Genomic DNA, 17596 nt, shown 5'->3' on the forward strand with positions numbered 1-17596 from the left:
CGGGCGGCGTGCGTGCCTGCCACCCTGGGCTGGGCGCGCACGGCGCCCGCGGCCGTCGGTGGCTGTCGGCGGCTGACGCGAGCACGGGGGTGGGGACGATGGCGGAGCAGGGCACGGTCGCGGGCTACCTTCTCGACCTCGAGCCGGCGGACGCCGAGGTCATCGGGCATGTGTACGCGGTCGCGCGGGAGGTCGTCCCGTCCGCCGAGGAGGGCGTGAGCTACGGCATGCCCGCGCTGATCTACCGCGGCAAGCCGCTGCTGTCGGTGATGCGCGCGAAGAAGCACGTCGGCCTGTACCCGTACAGCTCGACGGTGGTGGCCGCGGTGGCGGACGCCGTGACGGAGGTCCCCGGGACGAGCACCGACAAGGGCACGATCCGCTTCCAGCCGACCGTTCCGCTGCCGGACGCGGTGGTCCGGCAGATCGTGGTGGCCCGGCGCGACCAGATCGACGGCGTCACGCCGTAGCCGACGGTCAGATCCGCGGGAACTCGACGACCGCGCCGGCCTCCTGGGAGCGACGGCTCGCGAGGGCGTCGAGCACGGCCCGGGACAGCGACTGCAGCGCATCGGTCTGCTGGTCGTCGAGCGGGTCGAACAGGAGCGTGCGGACGCTGCCCTCGAGCGCGGGCACGGCGGCGCGGGCGGCGGTCAGCCCGAGGTCGGTGAGCGCGACGATCTTGGCGCGGGCGTTCTCCGGGTCCCGGACGCGCTGGATCAGCCCACGGCGTTCCATGCGGCGCAGCTGGTGGGAGACGCGGGAGGTGTCCCAGTCGGCGGCGGCGCCGAGCTGGCTGGGCCGCAGGCCCTCGGGGTGCTGCGCGAGCAGCGGGGCGAGCAGCTCGTACTCGGCCACGGACACCGAGGCGACGCGTTGCAGGTCGCGCTCGAGCTCGGTGAAGAACACCCGAGACAGGTCGAGGTAGGCGACCCACGCCGCGCGCTGGGTGTCGCTCAGGCGGTCGTCGGTCATGGCCAGGAGCGTAGGCGGTACGCCGGGGCGGCCGATGCGGTGGCCGCCCCGGCGAGCGCTCAGCGGGTCGGGGCGGCGGGCCAGCCGGCGGAGTCGGCCTTCATGGCGTCGCGCACGGAGATCGGCGCGCGGCCGGTGAGCCGCTCGACCGCGTCGGACAGCACGGCCATGCCTCCGGTGCGCATGCCGGAGCCGTTGGTGACCATGTCCTCGCTGCACCACGGGAACGGCGAGGCGGAGAAGTCGTCGGTGGCCCAGCGCGGCACGCCCATGGCGTGGAACATGTCGTACATCTGCTCGTCGGTGATCTCGACGAACTCGATGGCGGCGCCGGACAGCTCGACCACCAGCTCGTAGCACTCGCGGAACGAGACGAGCTCGGGACCGGTGATGTCGTACGCGGTGTCGGGCTCGCCCTTGCCGAGCAGCAGGGCCACGGCGGAGCGCACGCAGTCGTCGCGGTGGACCATGCTGATCTTGCCCGGCTCGCTGTTGGTGTACCAGAAGCCGGTCTGGATCGCGGCGGCGGCCTGCATCTGCGTGATGGCCTGCTGGTACTGGCTGTCGCGCATGAAGTTCCAGGTCAGGCCGGACTCGCGGATGGCCTTCTCGGTGTACCGGTGGTCGGTGAGGGTGTACCAGCTGGCGTCCGGGTCGCCCGCGCCGAGGTACGACGTGTAGACGATCCGGCTCGCTCCGGCGGCGACGGCGGCGTCGATCGCGTTCTGGTGCTGCTGCTGGCGGACGGGTCCGACCTTCATCGTGGAGATGAGCAGGACGACGTTCGCGCCCTCGAACGCGGCGGTCGTCATGGCGAGGTCGTCGTAGTCGGCCTGGCGGACGGTGACGCCCTTGTCCTCCCAGTGCCGGATCGCCTCGACGTCCCAGCTGGTGAGGATGAGGTCCTCGGGGGCGACGGACTCGAGGGCGAGCGCGGCGGCGGCCGAGCCGAAGTGGCCGTCCACGCCGTTGATCACGTACTTGGTCATCGGGGTCCTCCTGGATCGCGCGTGCGCGGGTCACGGACAGGGCGGTCGACCGGCGTCGTCACCGGTCGCTGCTGTCGACTCCCAACGCTGACGTATCACCTGACGCGTCAGGTATGACCTACGTCCCGACGGCTCGAGCCGGCCGAGGTGCCCCCTGTGTACCGTCAGGACGCGTGAGCACGCTCGCCCCCGCCCGCCGGACCGTCCTGCGTCGACGCATCCGCTGGGTCGTCACGGCGACCATCGCCTACAACGTCGTCGAGGCCGTCGTCGCCCTCACGGCCGGGCGGATCGCCTCGTCGTCGGCACTGCTCGGGTTCGGGCTCGACTCCGTGGTCGAGGTGCTCTCGGCCGCCGCGGTCGCCTGGCAGTTCGCCGCACCCGACCCCGAGGCGCGCGAGCGGACCGCCATGCGCGTCATCGCGTTCTCGTTCTTCGGCCTCGCGCTGGTCGTCTCGGTCGAGGCCGCCCGCGCGCTGCTCACCGGGTCGGCGTCCGAGCACTCCACCGTCGGGATCGTGCTGGCCGCCGTGAGCCTGCTCGTCATGCCGGGGTTCTCGTGGTTCGAGCGGCGCACCGGCCTCGAGCTCGGGTCCGCCTCGGCCGTCGCCGACTCACGGCAGACGCTGATCTGCGCCTCCCTGTCGGCCGTGCTGCTCGTCGGGCTGGTGCTCAACAGCGCGCTCGGCTGGTGGTGGGCCGACCCGGCCGCCGCGCTGCTCATCGCCGCGTTCGCCGTCCGCGAGGGGCTCGAGGCCTGGGAGGGCGACGCCTGCGGGACACCGCTCGCCGAGCTGGTCGGCGGCGAGGACGAGCAGCGGGACGACCGCTGCGACGAGTAGGCAGCCGCGACCCGTCGCCAGATCGTCCGGCCTATCACCGAGTCGTCGGATGGGCCGCCGCAGGGGCGCCCACCTCACGCGTGCCCGCCGGTCAGGGGCGCTTGCTCCAGGTGGCGCCTCGCCCGAGCGAGTCCGGTTCGATGCGCCCCTCCGCCTTCAGCAGGCCCAGGGCGATGCGGATCGTCTGGTCGGAGACTCCCGGGAGCGCGGCCCGCACGTCTCCGATCTGGAACGTGGACGGCGCGTGGTCCAGGACGTACTCGCGGACGCGGTCCTGCTTGCTTCCGCCCGATCTGGCCCGTGACGTCAGCGTGGCGAAGTCCTGGTAGGTGCCGGCGACGAGCCCGACGAAGTAGCGCAACCAGGGCCACGGATCGTGCTGGCCGTCGTGCCACCGCCCGGTCGACGCCAGCAGCGCTGCGTAGTAGGCGTCGGCGGACCTGGCGATCGCGGTCTCCAGCGAGACGTACCGGGTGACGTCGTAGCCGGCGTCGTGCAGGAGTGCGTTGGTCAGTGCGCGGGTGATCCGACCGTTCCCGTCGACGAACGGGTGGATGGTCAGGAGATCCAGCACGAAGAGCCCGGTCAGGATCACCGGGTGGTGGCGTCCTGCGGCCTGCGCGGCGAGGTAGCGCCTGATGAGCTCGTCGAGGTAGGAGGGCGTCTGGGCGGCGGCCACCGGCGTGAACCGCTTGACCTTGGTTCCGTCGGGCATCTTGTCGACGACGAGGTTCTCGACCTGTTTCAGTTGTCCGCCGGGGACGGGCGTGTACTGGAACAGCAGGCGATGCAGGTGAAGGATCAGCCCGACGTTCAGCGGGCGCCACTGCTCCTGGTACAGGTAGTCGAGCGCAGCCCTGTAGCCGGCGAGCTCCTGCTCGCTCCGGTCGCGGAGCTGGTCGGCCTTCCCCGCGACGATGTCGGCGGCGCGGGCGCGATCCTCGACGACGACACCCTCGATCGCCGACGACGCCTCGATGCTCGCCACCCTGGCTCGGTCAGCGAGGCTCGTGAGGAGTGCGGGAAGCTTGTCGCGGTAGAGCGCCTCGCTCCCGCGGCCGGTGTCGATGGTGCGCAGGTCGTTCACGATCGCGAACGGGACCGCGCCGACGAGCGTGTCGAGATCGTCGAAGGACTTCATCAAGGCTCCAACCAACCTGCTAAACATGCTAAGTGACGATGCAAATTAGCATGTTTAGCAGGTTGGTTGTGGGATAGGGCGCCCGGCGCCGCGTCAAGGCGTGGTGCCCACCAGGGTGTCCGTCGCGGGGTCGATGCCCGGAGCCTCGTCCAGGTCGACGTCCGGCTCCTCGGCCGTGTCGTCGGTGGCGCCGGCGGCGTCCGTGGGGGAGGCCGTCGCGCCGAACTGGGTGCGGTACAGGTCGGCGTAGAGGCCGCCGCGGGCCAGCAGCTCGGTGTGGGTGCCCTGCTCGGCGACGCGTCCGCCGTCGAGCACCACGATCGAGTCGGCGGCGCGGATGGTCGACAGCCGGTGCGCGATGACCAGTGACGTGCGTCCGGCGAGCGCCTGGTCGAGGGCAGCCTGCACGGCGGCCTCCGACTCGGAGTCCAGGTGGGCGGTCGCCTCGTCGAGGACCACCAGGTCGGGGGCCTTGAGCAGCAGCCGGGCGATGGCCAGGCGCTGACGCTCCCCGCCGGAGAGGCGGTAGCCGCGGTCGCCGACGACGGTCTGCGTGCCGTCGGGCAGCGAGGCGACCAGGTCCCACACGTGTGCCTGCCGCAGCGCCTGCTCCAGCTCGGCGTCGGTGGCCTCGGGGCGGGCGTAGCGCAGGTTCGCGGCGATCGTGTCGTGGAACAGGTGCGCCTCCTGGCTGACCACCCCGACGGTGGCGCGCAAGGACTCGTGCGTGACGTCGCGCAGGTCGGTGCCGGCGACGCGGACCGTGCCGCGCGTCGGGTCGTACATGCGGGTCACGAGCTGCGAGATCGTCGTCTTGCCGGCGCCGGACGGGCCGACGAGCGCGACCAGGTGCCCGGCGGGCACGGTGAACGACACGTCGAGCAGGGTGTCGGCGACCGGGTCGTTGGGCAGTGCGGCCGCCGCCTCCAGGGACGCCAGCGAGACCTCGTCGGAGGACGGGTACCGGAAGCCCACGTGGTCCAGCTCGACGGACGCCCCGCGCTCAGCCACGTCGGTGCGCAGGTCCGTCGCGTCGGGCTTCTCGGCGACCATCGGCTCCAGGTCGAGCACCTCGAGCACGCGCTCGAACGAGACGAGCGCGGTCATCACGTCCACCTGCACGTTCGACATCGCCGTCAGCGGGCCGTACAGCCGGGCCAGGTACGCCGTCAGCGCGACGACGACACCGACGGTCAGCTGACCCTCGATCGCCAGGACGCCGCCGACGCCGTAGACGATGGCGGTGGCCACCGCCGCGACCGTGGTCAGCCCGACGCGGAACCACGTCGAGTACACGGCACGCCGCACCCCGATGTCCCGCACCCGCCCGACCTGCTCGGCGTACGCCGCGGACTCACGCGTCGGGTCGCCGAAGATCTTCACCAGGTGCGCCCCGGCGACGTTGAACCGCTCCTGCATGGTCTGCGAGGCGTCGGCGTTGAGCGCGTAGCTCTCGCGCGTGATCGCCGCGATCCTGCGGCCGAACCACCGGGCGGGCAGCACGAACACCGGCACCAGCACCAACGAGACCAGCGTGAGCTGCCACGACATCGACAGCATCGCGGCCAGCACGAACACGATGGTCAGCCCGTTGCTCACGGTGTTCTGCAGCACCGAGGTGAACGCTTGCTGCGCACCCAGCACGTCACCGTTGAGCCGCTGCACGAGTGCGCCCGTGCGCGCCCGGCTGAAGAACGCCAACGGCATGCGCTGCACGTGGTCGAAGACCTCGGTGCGCAGGTCGGCGATCAGCCCCTCGCCGACGTGCGCGGACACCCAGCGCTCGCCCACGCTCAGCACCGCCGAGGCCAGCGCCAGGCCGGCGATGCCGAACGCCATGCCGATGACCAGGGTGCGGTCGCCGTTCGTGATGCCGTCGTCGATCAGCCGGCGCACCAGCAGCGGCGTCGCCGCGCCGGCGGCCGCGTCGAGCGCGATGAGCACGAGGAACCCCGCCAGTGCGGCCCGGTACGGGGTGGCGAAGCGCAGCACCCGACGCACCGTGCCGGTGCGCAGGTGGTGGCCCTTGACGGACGCGTCCTGGCGGAACGTGGCCAGGGGTGGCCCGCCGTGCTGCATCGCCATCAGGCGCCTCCTCCGTGACGCGGCCCGGAGGGGCGGCCGTCGCCGTGAGGTCCAACCGCCCCCGGGCCGCTCGTGTTCCCGACGGGCGACCGGCGAACGGTCATGGCTCCACCGCGACGAGCAGCGTGCGCAGGTGGTCGGCCAGGTCGGCGCGGGCTGCCGGGTCGAGGGTCTCGATGAGGGTCGCCTCGAACGCCACGTACCGGGGGAGCAGGGCGTCGAACCGGCGGGCGCCGTCCGGGGTGGGTTCGATGAGGAACCCGCGGGCGTCGTCGGGGTTGGCGCGGCGAGTGATCCAGCCGGTGTCCTCGAGGCGGCGCAGGCGTTTGGTGGTGGCGGGGCCGGTGAACAGCAGCTGGCGGGTGAGCTCGCCGGGGCTGACCGGGCGGTCGGTGCGGCGCAGCGCGGTGAGGAGGTCGAACTCGGCGCGGCTGAGGCCGTGGGGTTCGAGGAACGTCTCGCAGCGGGCCATGAGCAGGGGGACCAGGCGCAGGAGCCGGCCGACGACGGCCATGGGTTCGAGGTCGAGGTCGGGGCGCAGCGTCGACCAGCGGGCGTGCATGGCGTCGATGGCGTCGCGTCCTGCGGGGGGCGGGGTGTCCGTGTCGTGGGTCACGAAGGTCCTCGGGTCATGGGCGGCGAGATCGTTCACGCGTAAACTAGTCCTCGTCCACCCCTGACCCTGGAGGTCCTCCCGCGTGTCCGTGACCGCTCACCTGCCCCACCCGCGCGAGCTGCTGAGGGTCGGGCCGCACGCCGAGGCGCACTGGGTGGCGATCCGGACGGGCATCGCCGTGGCCGTCCCGCTGACCGTGCTGACGGCGACGGGCCGGACGCAGTGGGCGGTCTATGCGGCGTTCGGCGCGTTCGCGGCCGTGTACGGGAGGAGCTCGGGCTACCGGCGTCGGGCGCACATGCAGGTGGCCGCGGCGATCACGTTGACCGTGGCCGTGGTGGGCGGCGCCGCGGTCTCGGCGATGCTCGGCACGGGCGGGACCGCCCGGTGGGCGGTCGTGGGGGCGTCGGCGCTCGTGGCGGTGGCCGGTTCGCTCGTGGGCGATGCCGTGGGCTGGCGGCCGGCCGGACCGCTGTTCGCGGTGTTCGCCGTCGCCACGTGCGCGTCGGTGCCTGCCGCGCCGGCCGACATCGCAGCGGCCGCCCTGGTGGCCGGTGGCTCGGCGGCCTTCGCGGTGCTGGTCGGGCTGTCCGGGGCGCTGAGCGCGCGGCGGCGGGCACGTGACCGGCTCCCGTCGCCGCCGTCCGGGCTGCGCCTGCTGGTCGACGAGCCTGCCGTCCGACGGCACGCGCTGCGGTACGCCGTCGCCGTGCTGGTCGCCGGATCGGTCGCGACGCTCGTCGGCATCGGGCACCCGGCGTGGGCGATGGTCGCGGCCGTCGCCCCGCTGTCCGTCTCGGACACGCCCGGCCAGGTGCTGCGCGCGGCCCACCGTGTGGCGGGCACGGCGGCCGGGCTGCTCGTCGCGGCGGTGCTGCTCTCGTTCGGGCTGACCGGCGGGGTCCTCGTGCTCGTCGTCGTGCTGCTGCAGGTCGTCACCGAGATGCTCGTCGTGCGCAACTACGGCCTGGCGATGCTCACGATCACCCCGCTGGCCCTGCTGATGAACACCCTGGCGGGTACCGCGTCGGCCGGGGCGCTGATCGGCGACCGGGCGATCGAGACCGCGATCGGGGCCGTCGTCGGGTGCGGCGTCGCGCTCGTGTCGGCCTGGGTCCTGCGCCGGAGCTGAGGGACGGACACCCGTCCAGGTCTTCACCGCCGCGTCCCTGGGAGTTCACGGTCGTGACCCCGCGGCGCCACCCGGCGCGAGTACCTCTGTCCTGGTGCGCCGATCGGCGCGACCTGCGACCCGACCGAGGGACTCATCCGCGATGCGCAAGCTCCCCCTGCTCGTCCCGCTCACCGCCCTGGCGCTCACGCTCTCGGCGTGCTCCGCCTCCAGCGAGGCAGCGTCCGACACGGGCACGACGACCGCCGGTGACGCCACGACCTGCGGCACGACCGTCGACGAGATCGCCGCCGCCGCGAAGGACGAGGGCACCGTCAACCTCATCGCCCTGCCCGACACCTGGGCCAACTACGGCGGCATCCTCAAGTCGTTCACCGACACCTACGGGATCGACGCGCCCGTCGCGAACCCCGACGCGTCCTCCGCTGACGAGATCACCGCGATCCAGACGCTGCGCGGCCAGGCCGACATGCCCGAGGTCGTCGACGTCGGCGCCTCGTTCACGCAGCAGCTGATCGACGAGGGCTACGCCGAGGCCTACAAGCCGACCGTCTGGGACGAGATCCCCGACGCGCTCAAGGACCCCGAGGGTCGCTGGGTCGCGTCGTACTACGGCGTCATGGCCATCGCCACGAACACCACGATCGTCAAGGACGCGCCGACGACGTTCGCCGACCTGGAGGACCCGCAGTACAAGGGCCAGGTCACGCTGAACGGCGACCCGCGTGAGGCCGGTGCCGCGTTCGGTGCCGTCATGGCCGCCTCGCTCGCCAACGGCGGCTCGTTCGACGACATCATGCCGGGCATCGAGTACTTCGCCGGGCTCAAGGCGTCGGGCAACCTGCAGTCGGTCGACGTCACCGAGGCCACGCTGCTGTCCGGCGAGGTGCCGATCGCGCTCGACTGGACGTACAACTTCCCGGGCATCGAGCCGCAGCTGAAGGACGCGGGCTTCGACCTGCAGGTCACCGTCCCGACGGACGGCGTGTACGGCGGGTACTACGCGCAGTCGGTCGTCACCGAGTCGGCGCACCCGTGCTCCGCGCGGCTGTTCCTCGAGCACCTCGTCGGTGACGACGGCGCGCTCGGCTACCTCGAGGGCGGGGCCATCCCGGCCCGCTACGCCACGCTCGTCGAGGAGGGCAAGGTCGACGCCGACCTGGCGAAGAACCTGCCCGACGCCGACACGATCTCGAAGATCGAGTTCCCGACGCAGGAGCAGATCGACGCTGCGAAGGCCACGCTGGCCGAGCAGTGGGGTCCGCTGGTCGCCGACAAGTGACCGCTGCCACCCCGGCAGGACAGCTCGACCCCGTCCGCCCCGCCCCGGTCCGCCGGGCCGGGGCGGGCGGGCCCGCCGCCGGACCCGTGGTGCGCCGCGTCGCTGCGCAGGTCCGGGCGGTGCGCGGCTGGCTGGTCCTCGTGCCGTTCCTCGCGTTCGTCGGCGTGTTCCTGCTGTGGCCGACCGCCGCCGTGCTGGTCCGCTCGATCACCCCGGGCGGCGCGTTCGGCCTGTCCGCGCTCGAGCGGGCGGTGTCCGGGCCGTACCGCAGCGCGTTCGTCAACTCCCTGACCCTGTCCGCGGTGACCGCGCTGCTCGGCGGCGTGCTCGGCCTGGCGCTCGCCCTCGCGATGCGCGGGCTGACCCGGCCGCGGTGGCTGCGACCCGCGCTCGACTCGTGGAGCTCGGTCGCCTCGCAGCTCGGTGGCGTGCCGCTCGCGTTCGCATTCGTCGCCGCGGTCGGCACGCAGGGCATCGTCACCAAGGCGCTGCTCGGCGTCGGCGTCGACCTGGTCGGCTCGGGCTTCTCGCTGTCGACGACCGCCGGCATGGCGCTGGTCTACCTGTACTTCCAGGTGCCGCTGATGTTCCTGGTGGTCAGCCCGGCGGTCGAGGGGCTGCGCAGCACCTGGCAGGAGGCCGCGACGGTCCTCGGCGCCGGACCCGTCCGCTACTGGCGCACGGTCGCGGGCCCGGTGCTCGCCCCGAGCGTGCTCGGCGGGATGCTGCTGCTGTTCATCAACGCGTTCAGCGCCTACGCGACCGCGTACGTGCTCAGCTCGTCCGGGCAGCTCGTGCCGCTGCAGATCCGTTTCGTGCTGCAGGGCAACGTCATCACCGGCGAGCAGGACCTCGGGTACGCGCTGGTCACCTGGACGATCGCGCTGCTGGGGGCCGGGCTGCTGCTCGTGCAGGCCCTGCAGCGCCGAGCCGCACGATGGAGCCGGGCATGAGCCTCGACACACCCCGCCGGACCGAGCAGGACGGCACAGCCGTCGACGCGCCGACGCCCACCGTGACGTCCGGACGCGGAGCCCGACGCGCCGCCCGCTTCGTCGGTCGCCCCCGTGAGGCACGGCCCGCCGCACCGGGGCGACGCGTCCTCGGCGTGGTGCGGTGGACGTTCCTCGGCGTCGTGGCGGTGTACTTCCTGGTGCCGCAGCTGGCGATGGCCCGGTTCGCGTTCCAGAACGTCCCGGTCGTGCTGCTCGGGCCGGACGACCTGCTGCGCGGCTGGTCGCTGCGGCCGCTGCTCGACGCGCTCGCCGAACCCGCCCTGTGGTCGGCGGCCCGCACCTCCGCGCTGCTCGCACTGGCCACCGTCACGCTCACGCTCGCGCTGCTGCTGCCGCTGGCCGTGGTCGCCGAGGTGCGCGCCCCGAGGCTGCGGCCCGTGCTGTCCGCGGTGACGCTGCTGCCGTGGGTCGTGCCGCCGATCGCGCTCGTCGTCGGCGTCGCCGCGACGTTCCGGCCGCTCGCGCCGTGGTTCCTGTCCAGCACGTTCGCGCTCGTGCCGTTCTACGCGATCTGGGCGATGCCGTTCACCTACCGCGCGCTGGACGCGGGCCTGCGCTCGATCGGTGCCCGCACGCTCGTCGAGGCCGCGCAGAGCCTGGGGGCGTCCACCCCGCGCGTGCTGCTGCGCGTGCTGCTGCCGAACCTCGTGCCGTCGATGGTCGCCGCCGGCGGCCTGACCACCGCGCTCGTGCTCGGCGAGTTCGCGTTCGCCTCGCTGCTGCTCAAGGACACCCTGCCCACCTACCTGGTCGTCTACCAGAAGCAGGAGGCGCAGGCTGGCATGGCCCTCGCGCTCACCGTCCTGCTGCTGACCGCCCTGCTGCTCGGCACCGTCGTCCGGCTGCTGCGCCGCCGCGGCCTCGGCGTGAGCACCACCGGCCTGTAGACCCCTGACCCCCTCGGAGACACACCATGGCCACGATCGAGATGACCGGCGTCCGCAAGACGTTCGGCAGCACCGTCGCCCTCGCCTCGCTCGACCTGTCCGTCCGCTCCGGCGAGCTCGTCTGCCTGCTCGGACCGTCCGGCTGCGGCAAGACCACCGCGCTGCGCCTGCTGGCCGGGTTCGAGCAGGCCGATGCCGGCCAGATCCTCGTCGACGGCGAGGACGTCACGCGCGTGCCCCCGCGCCGCCGCGGGTTCGGCATGGTGTTCCAGGACTACTCGCTGTTCCCGAACCTGAGCGCGCGCGACAACGTGGCGTTCGGCCTCAAGGTGCGCGGCGCCGGCCGGGCCGAGGTCACCGAGACAGTCGACCGGCTGCTGGCCACCACCCGGCTCGAGGCGCACGCCGACAAGTACCCGCACCAGATGTCCGGCGGGCAGAAGCAACGCGTCGCCCTGGCCCGGGCGATCGCCACCCAGCCGCGCCTGCTGCTGCTCGACGAGCCGCTGTCCGCCCTGGACGCGCAGGTCCGTGAGCACCTGCGTGACGAGATCCGGCGCCTGCAGCTCGAGGTCGGCGTCACGACCGTGCTGGTCACGCACGACCAGGGCGAGGCGATGGCCGTCGCCGACCGGGTCGCCGTGATGCGCGACGGCGTGCTCGAGCAGATCGACACCCCGCGCACCCTGTACCGCGAGCCGGCCTCGCCGTTCGTCGCCGGGTTCGTCGGCACGGTCAACCGGTTGGGCGCCCGCCGCGCGGAGGACGGCCGCTGGCACGTGCTCGGTCGGCCGGTGCAGGCGAAGGGCGACGAGCACGAGGCCGGACCCGTGCGGGCGGTCGTCCGCCCCGAGCAGGTCCGTGTCGTGCCGCTGCGCGACGTCGCCGGCACTGGCGGGGTTGGCAGCGGTCCTGGCGAAGGGGCTGGCGGTGCCGGCGACCAGGTGGCGCGGGTCTCCGGCGTCAGCTTCCTCGGCGCGGTGACCCGGGTGCGGGTCGATCACCCAGCGGAGGGTCCGGTGCTGGCCGACCTGCTCGGTGACGACGCGGCCGACCTGGCCATCGGCGACGCCGTCGAGCTGTGGGTGCGCGACGGCGCGGGCGCGGTGGTGCTCCAGTGAGCGGGTCCTCCACCGAGCGGGGTGCGGCTGCGGCCCAGACCCCGGGCGCGACGACCGTCGAGCGCCGACTGGTCCGTGGTGAGCCCGGCGAGGGCGGCTGGGCCCCGGTCGTCGCCACGCACGGCGACCCGTACGTCGGTGCCCCACCGCACCCGCAGGGCCGCACGCTCGCCGCGTTCGCCCACCTGTCCGACCTGCACCTGTGCGACGCCGAGTCGCCCGCCCGCCAGGAGCACCTGGACCACCACGGCGACCCCGGCGCGCCGTACGCCGGTCGGCTCGGGATCATCGGCACGTACCGCCCGCAGGAGATCCTCACCGTGCAGGTCGCCGCCCGCGCCCTGCACGCACTGCACCGCGTGGACCGTGCCCCCGTCACCGGCCGCCCGCTCGACGCGGTGCTGGTCACCGGCGACGTCACCGACAACGCCCAACGCAACGAGCTGACCTGGTACGACGCGCTCATGTCGGGCTGGACGGTGTCCCCGCGCAGCGGCGACGAGCGGCGCAGCAGCTGGGTCGGTGCCCTGACCGCAGGCCACTGGTCGACGCACGTCTGGCACCCCGACGGCGCCCCGGCGGGGGAGCCCACCGACCGGCCCACCGCCCTGTTCGGCTACCCCCGGGTCCCCGGGCTGGTCGAGGCGGCGCGCGCCGACCTCGTCTCGCCCGGGTCGCCGCTGCCCTGGCACACCGTGCACGGCAACCACGACGCGCTGCTGCAGGGCACCGTCGCCCCCGACGAGGCCCTCCGAGCCCGCGCCACGGGTGCCGCCCGCGTGGTCGACCTTGCCCCCGGGCAGACGCCGCTTGTCGTGCTCGAGGCCGTCGCCCCGCTCGGCCCGGCCCGGTACACCGACACCCCCGACTCCCCGACGGTGCCCGTCCCCGCCGACCCGGACCGCGTGTTCGTCGAGGACGGCGAGTTCACCGCCCGCCTGCGCGACCCCCGCGACGACGACCCGCGCGCCGGTGCCGTCGTCGCCCGGCACGGCGACGCGTGGGCCCGTGACGTCGGCGAGGTCCGTGTCATCGCGCTCGACACCGTCAACCCGCACGGCGGCTGGCAGGGGTCCGTCGACGACGCCCAGCTGACCTGGCTCGACGAGCAGCTGACCGCCGCGCGCGGGCGGTACGTGATCGTCACCTCGCACCACCCGTCGTGGACCCTCACCAACCTGTACGCGCCCGACGGTGCCCCCGCCCGCCACGGTGCCGAGGCCGTGCTGGCCCTCCTGCTGCGGCACCCCGGGGTCGTCGCCTGGTGCGCCGGCCACGTGCACGCCCACAGCGCCCTGCGGCACACCGCACCCGGCCCGCGCGGCGAACGCGGCGAAGGCCTCTGGGAGATCACCACGGCTTCGCTCGTCGACTGGCCGCAGCAGCTGCGCGTCCTCGAGCTCGTCCGCGAACCCGGCGGCACCATCGCGCTGGTCGGCACCGTGGTCGACCACGACGCCCCGACCACCTGGGACCTTTGCGCGCTCGACGACACCGCCCAGCTGGGCGCGATCTCCCGTGCCCTCGCGGTCAACGACTACCGGGCGCGCCGCGACCCGGTCCGCCCGGCGCTCGCGGCGGGTCGCGACGGCGACAGGAACGCCGTCTGGCGGCTGCCCGACCCGCACCGCTGACGGCTCAGACGGCCCGGTGAGGTCCGGGGTGCCCGACGGGGAGCGTGCACGGCACGCCCTTGCGCGGCAGCTGGTGCCCGCACCGCGGGCCGCCGTACCGACGGACAGGTACCTCCACGGGAGGAGGGGGCACGTGGACGGTGGGCGGGCCGGGCACGTACCTGTCCATGAGGGCGAGCACCTCACCCGCCTGGAAGACCTGCTGGCGGCGGTACCGGCCGCCGGCCCGCTGGACGATGCCGACCTTCTCCAGCTCGGCCAGCGCCTTGATCGCCGTCTGCGCCGTGACGCCCAGATGCTGGCTGATGTAGCCACGGGTGAGCACGGGCTGCTCCGTCAGCAGGTCCAGCACGTCGTGCACCTTGGAGTCAGTGCGCAGCCGGGCGACGTATGGGCGCCAGTGCTCGGTGATGCGCACGACCTCGTCGATCGTCTCGTCGGCCAGGTCGGCGGCGCGCAGCACCGCGTCCATGAAGAACGTGAGGAAGGCCTCGGTTGCGGCCTCGGGCTCGCGCCCGTCGTGGCGGAATGCGGTGAGCGCCCGCACGTAGCCCTCGACGTCGTCTCGCAGCACGAGCGAGAGCGGCAGGACACCCTGGTCGACGGTGCCCGCTCGGGCCAGCACCCCGTGGAACAGCACCCGGCCGGTGCGCCCGTTGCCGTCCTCGTAGGGGTGGATCGTCTCGAACTGGGCGTGCACCAGGGCGGCCTTGACCAGCGGCGGATCACCGGCCGTGTTCACGAATCGCAGCAGGTCGTCCATATAGCCGACGACCTCATCCTCGGGGGGTGCGAGGTACTGCGCGGTGAGGGGCGACGAGCCGCCGATGTACACCTGGCGGTTGCGGTAGCGGCCGTCACTGCGGTGCGCGAGCAGCGACTCGTGCACGGCGTGCACGTCCTGGTGGGTCCACGCCGGTTTCACCAGGGCATCGACGCGCTGCTCCATGGCGTCGAGGTTGCGCACGACCTCACGCGAGGTACCGCTCGCCCCGTCGACGTCGTCGACGCGTGCGGCCATGACGTTCCGCGGGGTGTCGCGCAGCCCCTCGATCCAGGACGACGCGATGCTCTCGGACCGCAGCAGCGTGGCGTACAGCAGCCGGAGCGGTCGGTCCCGCAGGCGCTGACCGAGCGCCGCGACCCGTGCGCTCGCGTCGACGACGAGCTCGTTCACCTCTGCGCTCATCTGTCGCGCGGCGGCGGGGAGCAGGTCGGGGTGGTAGCGCAGGTAGGAGCCGCCTTGCCGCTCACGACGGTTGACCCCTCGGGAGTCCGGGGGGACGCTGACCCGCTCCCAGTGCGCCACAAGCCTGTCCTCTCGATCGTCGTGGCTACAGCATATTGAGAAATGCTTGAATGTGCCTCGGGCGTTCCGCTGTCGTCGCACGCCGGAGTCGCCGGGCGGCCTCCGGCACCCGACGTGCCTGCGTGCGACACGCCGGAACCCGCGGGCGGAACTTGGGCCGTCGTGCCGCGTGTCGTGCGCGCGTCGGGCGCTCGGTGGGACCAAGGGCCCAGGGTCGCCAGGCCACTAGATCTAGCGTTGCGCACGCACTTGAACACCTAGATCTAGTTGTTGCACGCCCCTCAAGGCCGTGGCGGGCAACAGGGGGAGACGTACGCGTGACGCTGCTGACGGGGACCGACGAGACGACGACGACGGGTCCGACGACGCCCCCGACGACCGTGCGGACGGTGACGGTCGCCAAGCGTGACGGCCGGCGTCTGCCGTTCGACGACGAGCGCATCTACGCGGCCCTCACCAAGGCCTTCGTCGAGGTGCACGGCGAGACGACCCCCGTCACGCACCGCACCCTGCGCGACCTCGTGCAGCGCATCGACCGCGAGATCGCCGAGCGCTTCCCCGTCGACGTGAAGATCTACGAGATCCAGAACGTCGTCGAGCACGCCCTGCTGGAGAGCCACGAGTACGCGGTCGCCGAGGCGTACATGAGCTACCGCATCCAGCGGGACTTCGCGCGCAGCAAGGCCACCGACATCAACCACTCGATCGGCAAGCTGATCGGCAAGGACGAGTCGGTCGTCAACGAGAACGCCAACAAGGACTCCGACGTCTTCAACACCCAGCGCGACCTGACCGCCGGCGCGGTCGGCAAGGCGATCGGCCTGAAGATGCTCCCGCCGCACGTCGCGAACGCCCACCAGAAGGGCGACCTGCACTACCACGACCTCGACTACCACCCCTACGCACCGATGACGAACTGCTGCCTCATCGACTTCCAGACGATGCTCAGCCGCGGGTTCCGGATCGGCAACGCCGAGGTCGAGCCGCCGCGTTCCATCGGGACGGCCACCGCGCAGATCTCGCAGATCATCGCGAACGTCTCCTCCAGCCAGTACGGCGGCTGCTCCGCCAACCGCATCGACGAGCTGCTCGCGCCCTACGCGATGCGCAACTTCGACAAGCACCTGGCCGAGGCCGCCCGGTGGATCGCCGACGAGTCCCAGCACCGTGCGTACGCCGAGGAGCGCACCAGCAAGGACATCTACGACGCGATGCAGTCGCTCGAGTACGAGATCAACACGCTGTTCACCTCGAACGGGCAGACGCCGTTCACGTCGCTCGGCTTCGGCCTGGGCACCAGCTGGTTCGAGCGCGAGATCCAGAAGGCGATCCTGCGCATCCGCATCGACGGCCTCGGCTCGGAGAAGCGCACCGCGATCTTCCCCAAGCTGATCTTCACGTTGAAGCGCGGGCTGAACCTCGACCCCGAGGACCCGAACTACGACATCAAGCAGCTCGCGATCGAGTGCTCCACCAAGCGCATGTACCCGGACATCCTCAACTACGACAAGATCGTCGAGCTGACCGGGTCGTTCAAGGTGCCGATGGGCTGCCGCTCGTTCCTGCAGGGCTGGCGCGACGAGAACGGCGACGACGTCGCCGAGGGCCGGATGAACCTGGGCGTCGTCACGCTCAACCTTCCGCGCATCGCCCTCGAGGCGCAGGGCAGCACCGAGCGGTTCTGGGCGATCCTCGACGAGCGCCTGAGCACCGCCCGTGACGCGCTGCTGTTCCGCATCCAGCGCTGCAAGGAGGCCACGCCCGCCAACGCGCCGATCCTCTACGTGTACGGCGCGTTCGGTCAGCGGCTGACCGCCGGCGACCCGGTCGACGCGCTGTTCAAGGACGGCCGCGCGACCGTGTCCCTCGGGTACATCGGCCTGTACGAGGTCGCCGCGGCGTTCTTCGGCGGGCAGTGGGAGGGCGACCCGGAGGCCAAGGCCTTCACGCTCGACATCCTCAAGCACCTGCACGACCACACGAAGGCGTGGACGCGCGAGCACCGCTACCAGTTCAGCGTCTACTCCACGCCCAGCGAGTCCCTCACGGACCGGTTCTGCCGGCTCGACAAGGAGAAGTTCGGCTCGGTGCCGGACATCACCGACAAGGACTACTACACGAACTCCTTCCACTACGACGTGCGCAAGAGCCCGACGCCGTTCGAGAAGCTCGACTTCGAGATGGACTACCCGGCGTACGCCTCGGGCGGGTTCATCCACTACTGCGAGTACCCCGTGCTGCAGCAGAACCCGAAGGCGCTCGAGGCGGTCTGGGACTACGCCTACGACCGGGTCGGCTACCTGGGCACGAACACGCCGATCGACCGCTGCTACGCGTGCGGCTACCTCGGTGACTTCGACGCGACGGCCCGCGGGTTCGAGTGCCCCGAGTGCGGCAACGCCGACCCGCTGACCTGCGACGTCGTCAAGCGCACGTGCGGCTACCTGGGCAACCCGCAGGCCCGCCCGATGGTGCACGGCCGGCACGTGGAGATCTCCTCGCGCGTCAAGCACATGGAGGGCTCGGTCGGCTTCGTCCCGTCGCCCGACGTGCCCGTCGAGGCCTGA

Annotated in this window: 15 protein-coding genes; 9 read left to right on the forward strand and 6 right to left on the reverse strand. The window is 72.4% G+C overall.

Going from position 1 to position 17596, the window contains the following annotated elements:
• Window positions 1-98: 98 nt before the first annotated feature.
• A complete protein-coding gene (locus tag BKA22_RS08305) occupies window positions 99-470 on the forward strand; it encodes an iron chaperone (protein ID WP_146953345.1) in 372 nt (123 codons plus the stop codon).
• A 7-nt stretch (window positions 471-477) separates the two neighbouring features.
• Here BKA22_RS08305 and BKA22_RS08310 read toward each other — a convergent pair whose 3' ends face one another.
• Together BKA22_RS08310 and BKA22_RS08315 are read right to left on the reverse strand one after the other, a co-directional pair.
• The gene (locus BKA22_RS08310) at window positions 478-975 is read right to left on the reverse strand and encodes a MarR family winged helix-turn-helix transcriptional regulator (protein ID WP_146953344.1); all 498 of its coding nucleotides are present in this window, start codon (window positions 973-975) and stop codon (window positions 478-480) included.
• 59 nt (window positions 976-1034) lie between these two features.
• Window positions 1035-1964, reverse strand: a complete 930-nt coding sequence (locus BKA22_RS08315) for an NAD(P)H-binding protein (RefSeq protein WP_146953343.1) — start codon at window positions 1962-1964, stop codon at window positions 1035-1037.
• 173 nt (window positions 1965-2137) lie between these two features.
• Between BKA22_RS08315 and BKA22_RS08320 the strand changes: the two genes are divergently transcribed.
• A complete protein-coding gene (locus tag BKA22_RS08320) occupies window positions 2138-2806 on the forward strand; it encodes a cation efflux transmembrane domain-containing protein (RefSeq protein WP_223203614.1) in 669 nt (222 codons plus the stop codon).
• Between the two features lie 91 nt (window positions 2807-2897).
• On the opposite strand, the gene BKA22_RS08325 is transcribed toward BKA22_RS08320, so the two are convergent.
• From BKA22_RS08325 to BKA22_RS08335, 3 genes are all read right to left on the reverse strand, one after another.
• Window positions 2898-3947 carry a Fic family protein gene (locus BKA22_RS08325; protein WP_146953341.1) on the reverse strand — a complete coding sequence of 350 codons (1050 nt, stop codon included), beginning with the start codon at window positions 3945-3947 and terminating at the stop codon, window positions 2898-2900.
• A gap of 93 nt (window positions 3948-4040) precedes the next feature.
• The gene (locus tag BKA22_RS08330; protein WP_146953340.1) at window positions 4041-6032 is read right to left on the reverse strand and encodes an ABC transporter ATP-binding protein; all 1992 of its coding nucleotides are present in this window, start codon (window positions 6030-6032) and stop codon (window positions 4041-4043) included.
• A gap of 100 nt (window positions 6033-6132) precedes the next feature.
• Window positions 6133-6648, reverse strand: a complete 516-nt coding sequence (locus BKA22_RS08335; protein WP_146953339.1) for a MarR family winged helix-turn-helix transcriptional regulator — start codon at window positions 6646-6648, stop codon at window positions 6133-6135.
• A gap of 82 nt (window positions 6649-6730) precedes the next feature.
• Here BKA22_RS08335 and BKA22_RS08340 point away from each other — a divergent pair, with 82 nt between their 5' ends.
• The 6 genes from BKA22_RS08340 (at window position 6731) to BKA22_RS08365 (ending at window position 13720) form a co-directional block, all read left to right on the forward strand.
• The gene (locus tag BKA22_RS08340; protein WP_146953338.1) at window positions 6731-7780 is read left to right on the forward strand and encodes an FUSC family protein; all 1050 of its coding nucleotides are present in this window, start codon (window positions 6731-6733) and stop codon (window positions 7778-7780) included.
• 142 nt (window positions 7781-7922) lie between these two features.
• Window positions 7923-9062 (forward strand): ABC transporter substrate-binding protein, encoded by a 1140-nt coding sequence (locus BKA22_RS08345; protein ID WP_146953337.1) that lies wholly within the window; start codon window positions 7923-7925, stop codon window positions 9060-9062.
• The gene (locus tag BKA22_RS20330; RefSeq protein WP_218866583.1) at window positions 9059-10015 is read left to right on the forward strand and encodes an ABC transporter permease; all 957 of its coding nucleotides are present in this window, start codon (window positions 9059-9061) and stop codon (window positions 10013-10015) included. Before BKA22_RS08345 ends, BKA22_RS20330 begins: the two co-directional genes overlap by 4 nt.
• Window positions 10012-10965: an ABC transporter permease subunit gene (locus BKA22_RS08355; RefSeq protein ID WP_179561699.1), complete on the forward strand. Its 954-nt coding sequence runs from the start codon at window positions 10012-10014 to the stop codon at window positions 10963-10965. Before BKA22_RS20330 ends, BKA22_RS08355 begins: the two co-directional genes overlap by 4 nt.
• A 26-nt stretch (window positions 10966-10991) precedes the next feature.
• Window positions 10992-12086, forward strand: a complete 1095-nt coding sequence (locus tag BKA22_RS08360) for an ABC transporter ATP-binding protein (RefSeq protein ID WP_146953335.1) — start codon at window positions 10992-10994, stop codon at window positions 12084-12086.
• Complete coding sequence (locus BKA22_RS08365) at window positions 12083-13720, forward strand: metallophosphoesterase (protein ID WP_179561700.1); 1638 nt, start codon at window positions 12083-12085, stop codon at window positions 13718-13720. Before BKA22_RS08360 ends, BKA22_RS08365 begins: the two co-directional genes overlap by 4 nt.
• A 4-nt stretch (window positions 13721-13724) precedes the next feature.
• On the opposite strand, the gene BKA22_RS08370 is transcribed toward BKA22_RS08365, so the two are convergent.
• The gene (locus tag BKA22_RS08370; RefSeq protein WP_146953333.1) at window positions 13725-15029 is read right to left on the reverse strand and encodes a Fic family protein; all 1305 of its coding nucleotides are present in this window, start codon (window positions 15027-15029) and stop codon (window positions 13725-13727) included.
• A gap of 317 nt (window positions 15030-15346) precedes the next feature.
• Between BKA22_RS08370 and nrdD the strand changes: the two genes are divergently transcribed.
• Complete coding sequence (gene nrdD, locus BKA22_RS08375) at window positions 15347-17596, forward strand: anaerobic ribonucleoside-triphosphate reductase (RefSeq protein WP_223203613.1); 2250 nt, start codon at window positions 15347-15349, stop codon at window positions 17594-17596.

The sequence above is a fragment of the Cellulomonas soli genome (genome assembly GCF_013409305.1).
GTDB lineage: Bacteria > Actinomycetota > Actinomycetes > Actinomycetales > Cellulomonadaceae > Cellulomonas > Cellulomonas soli.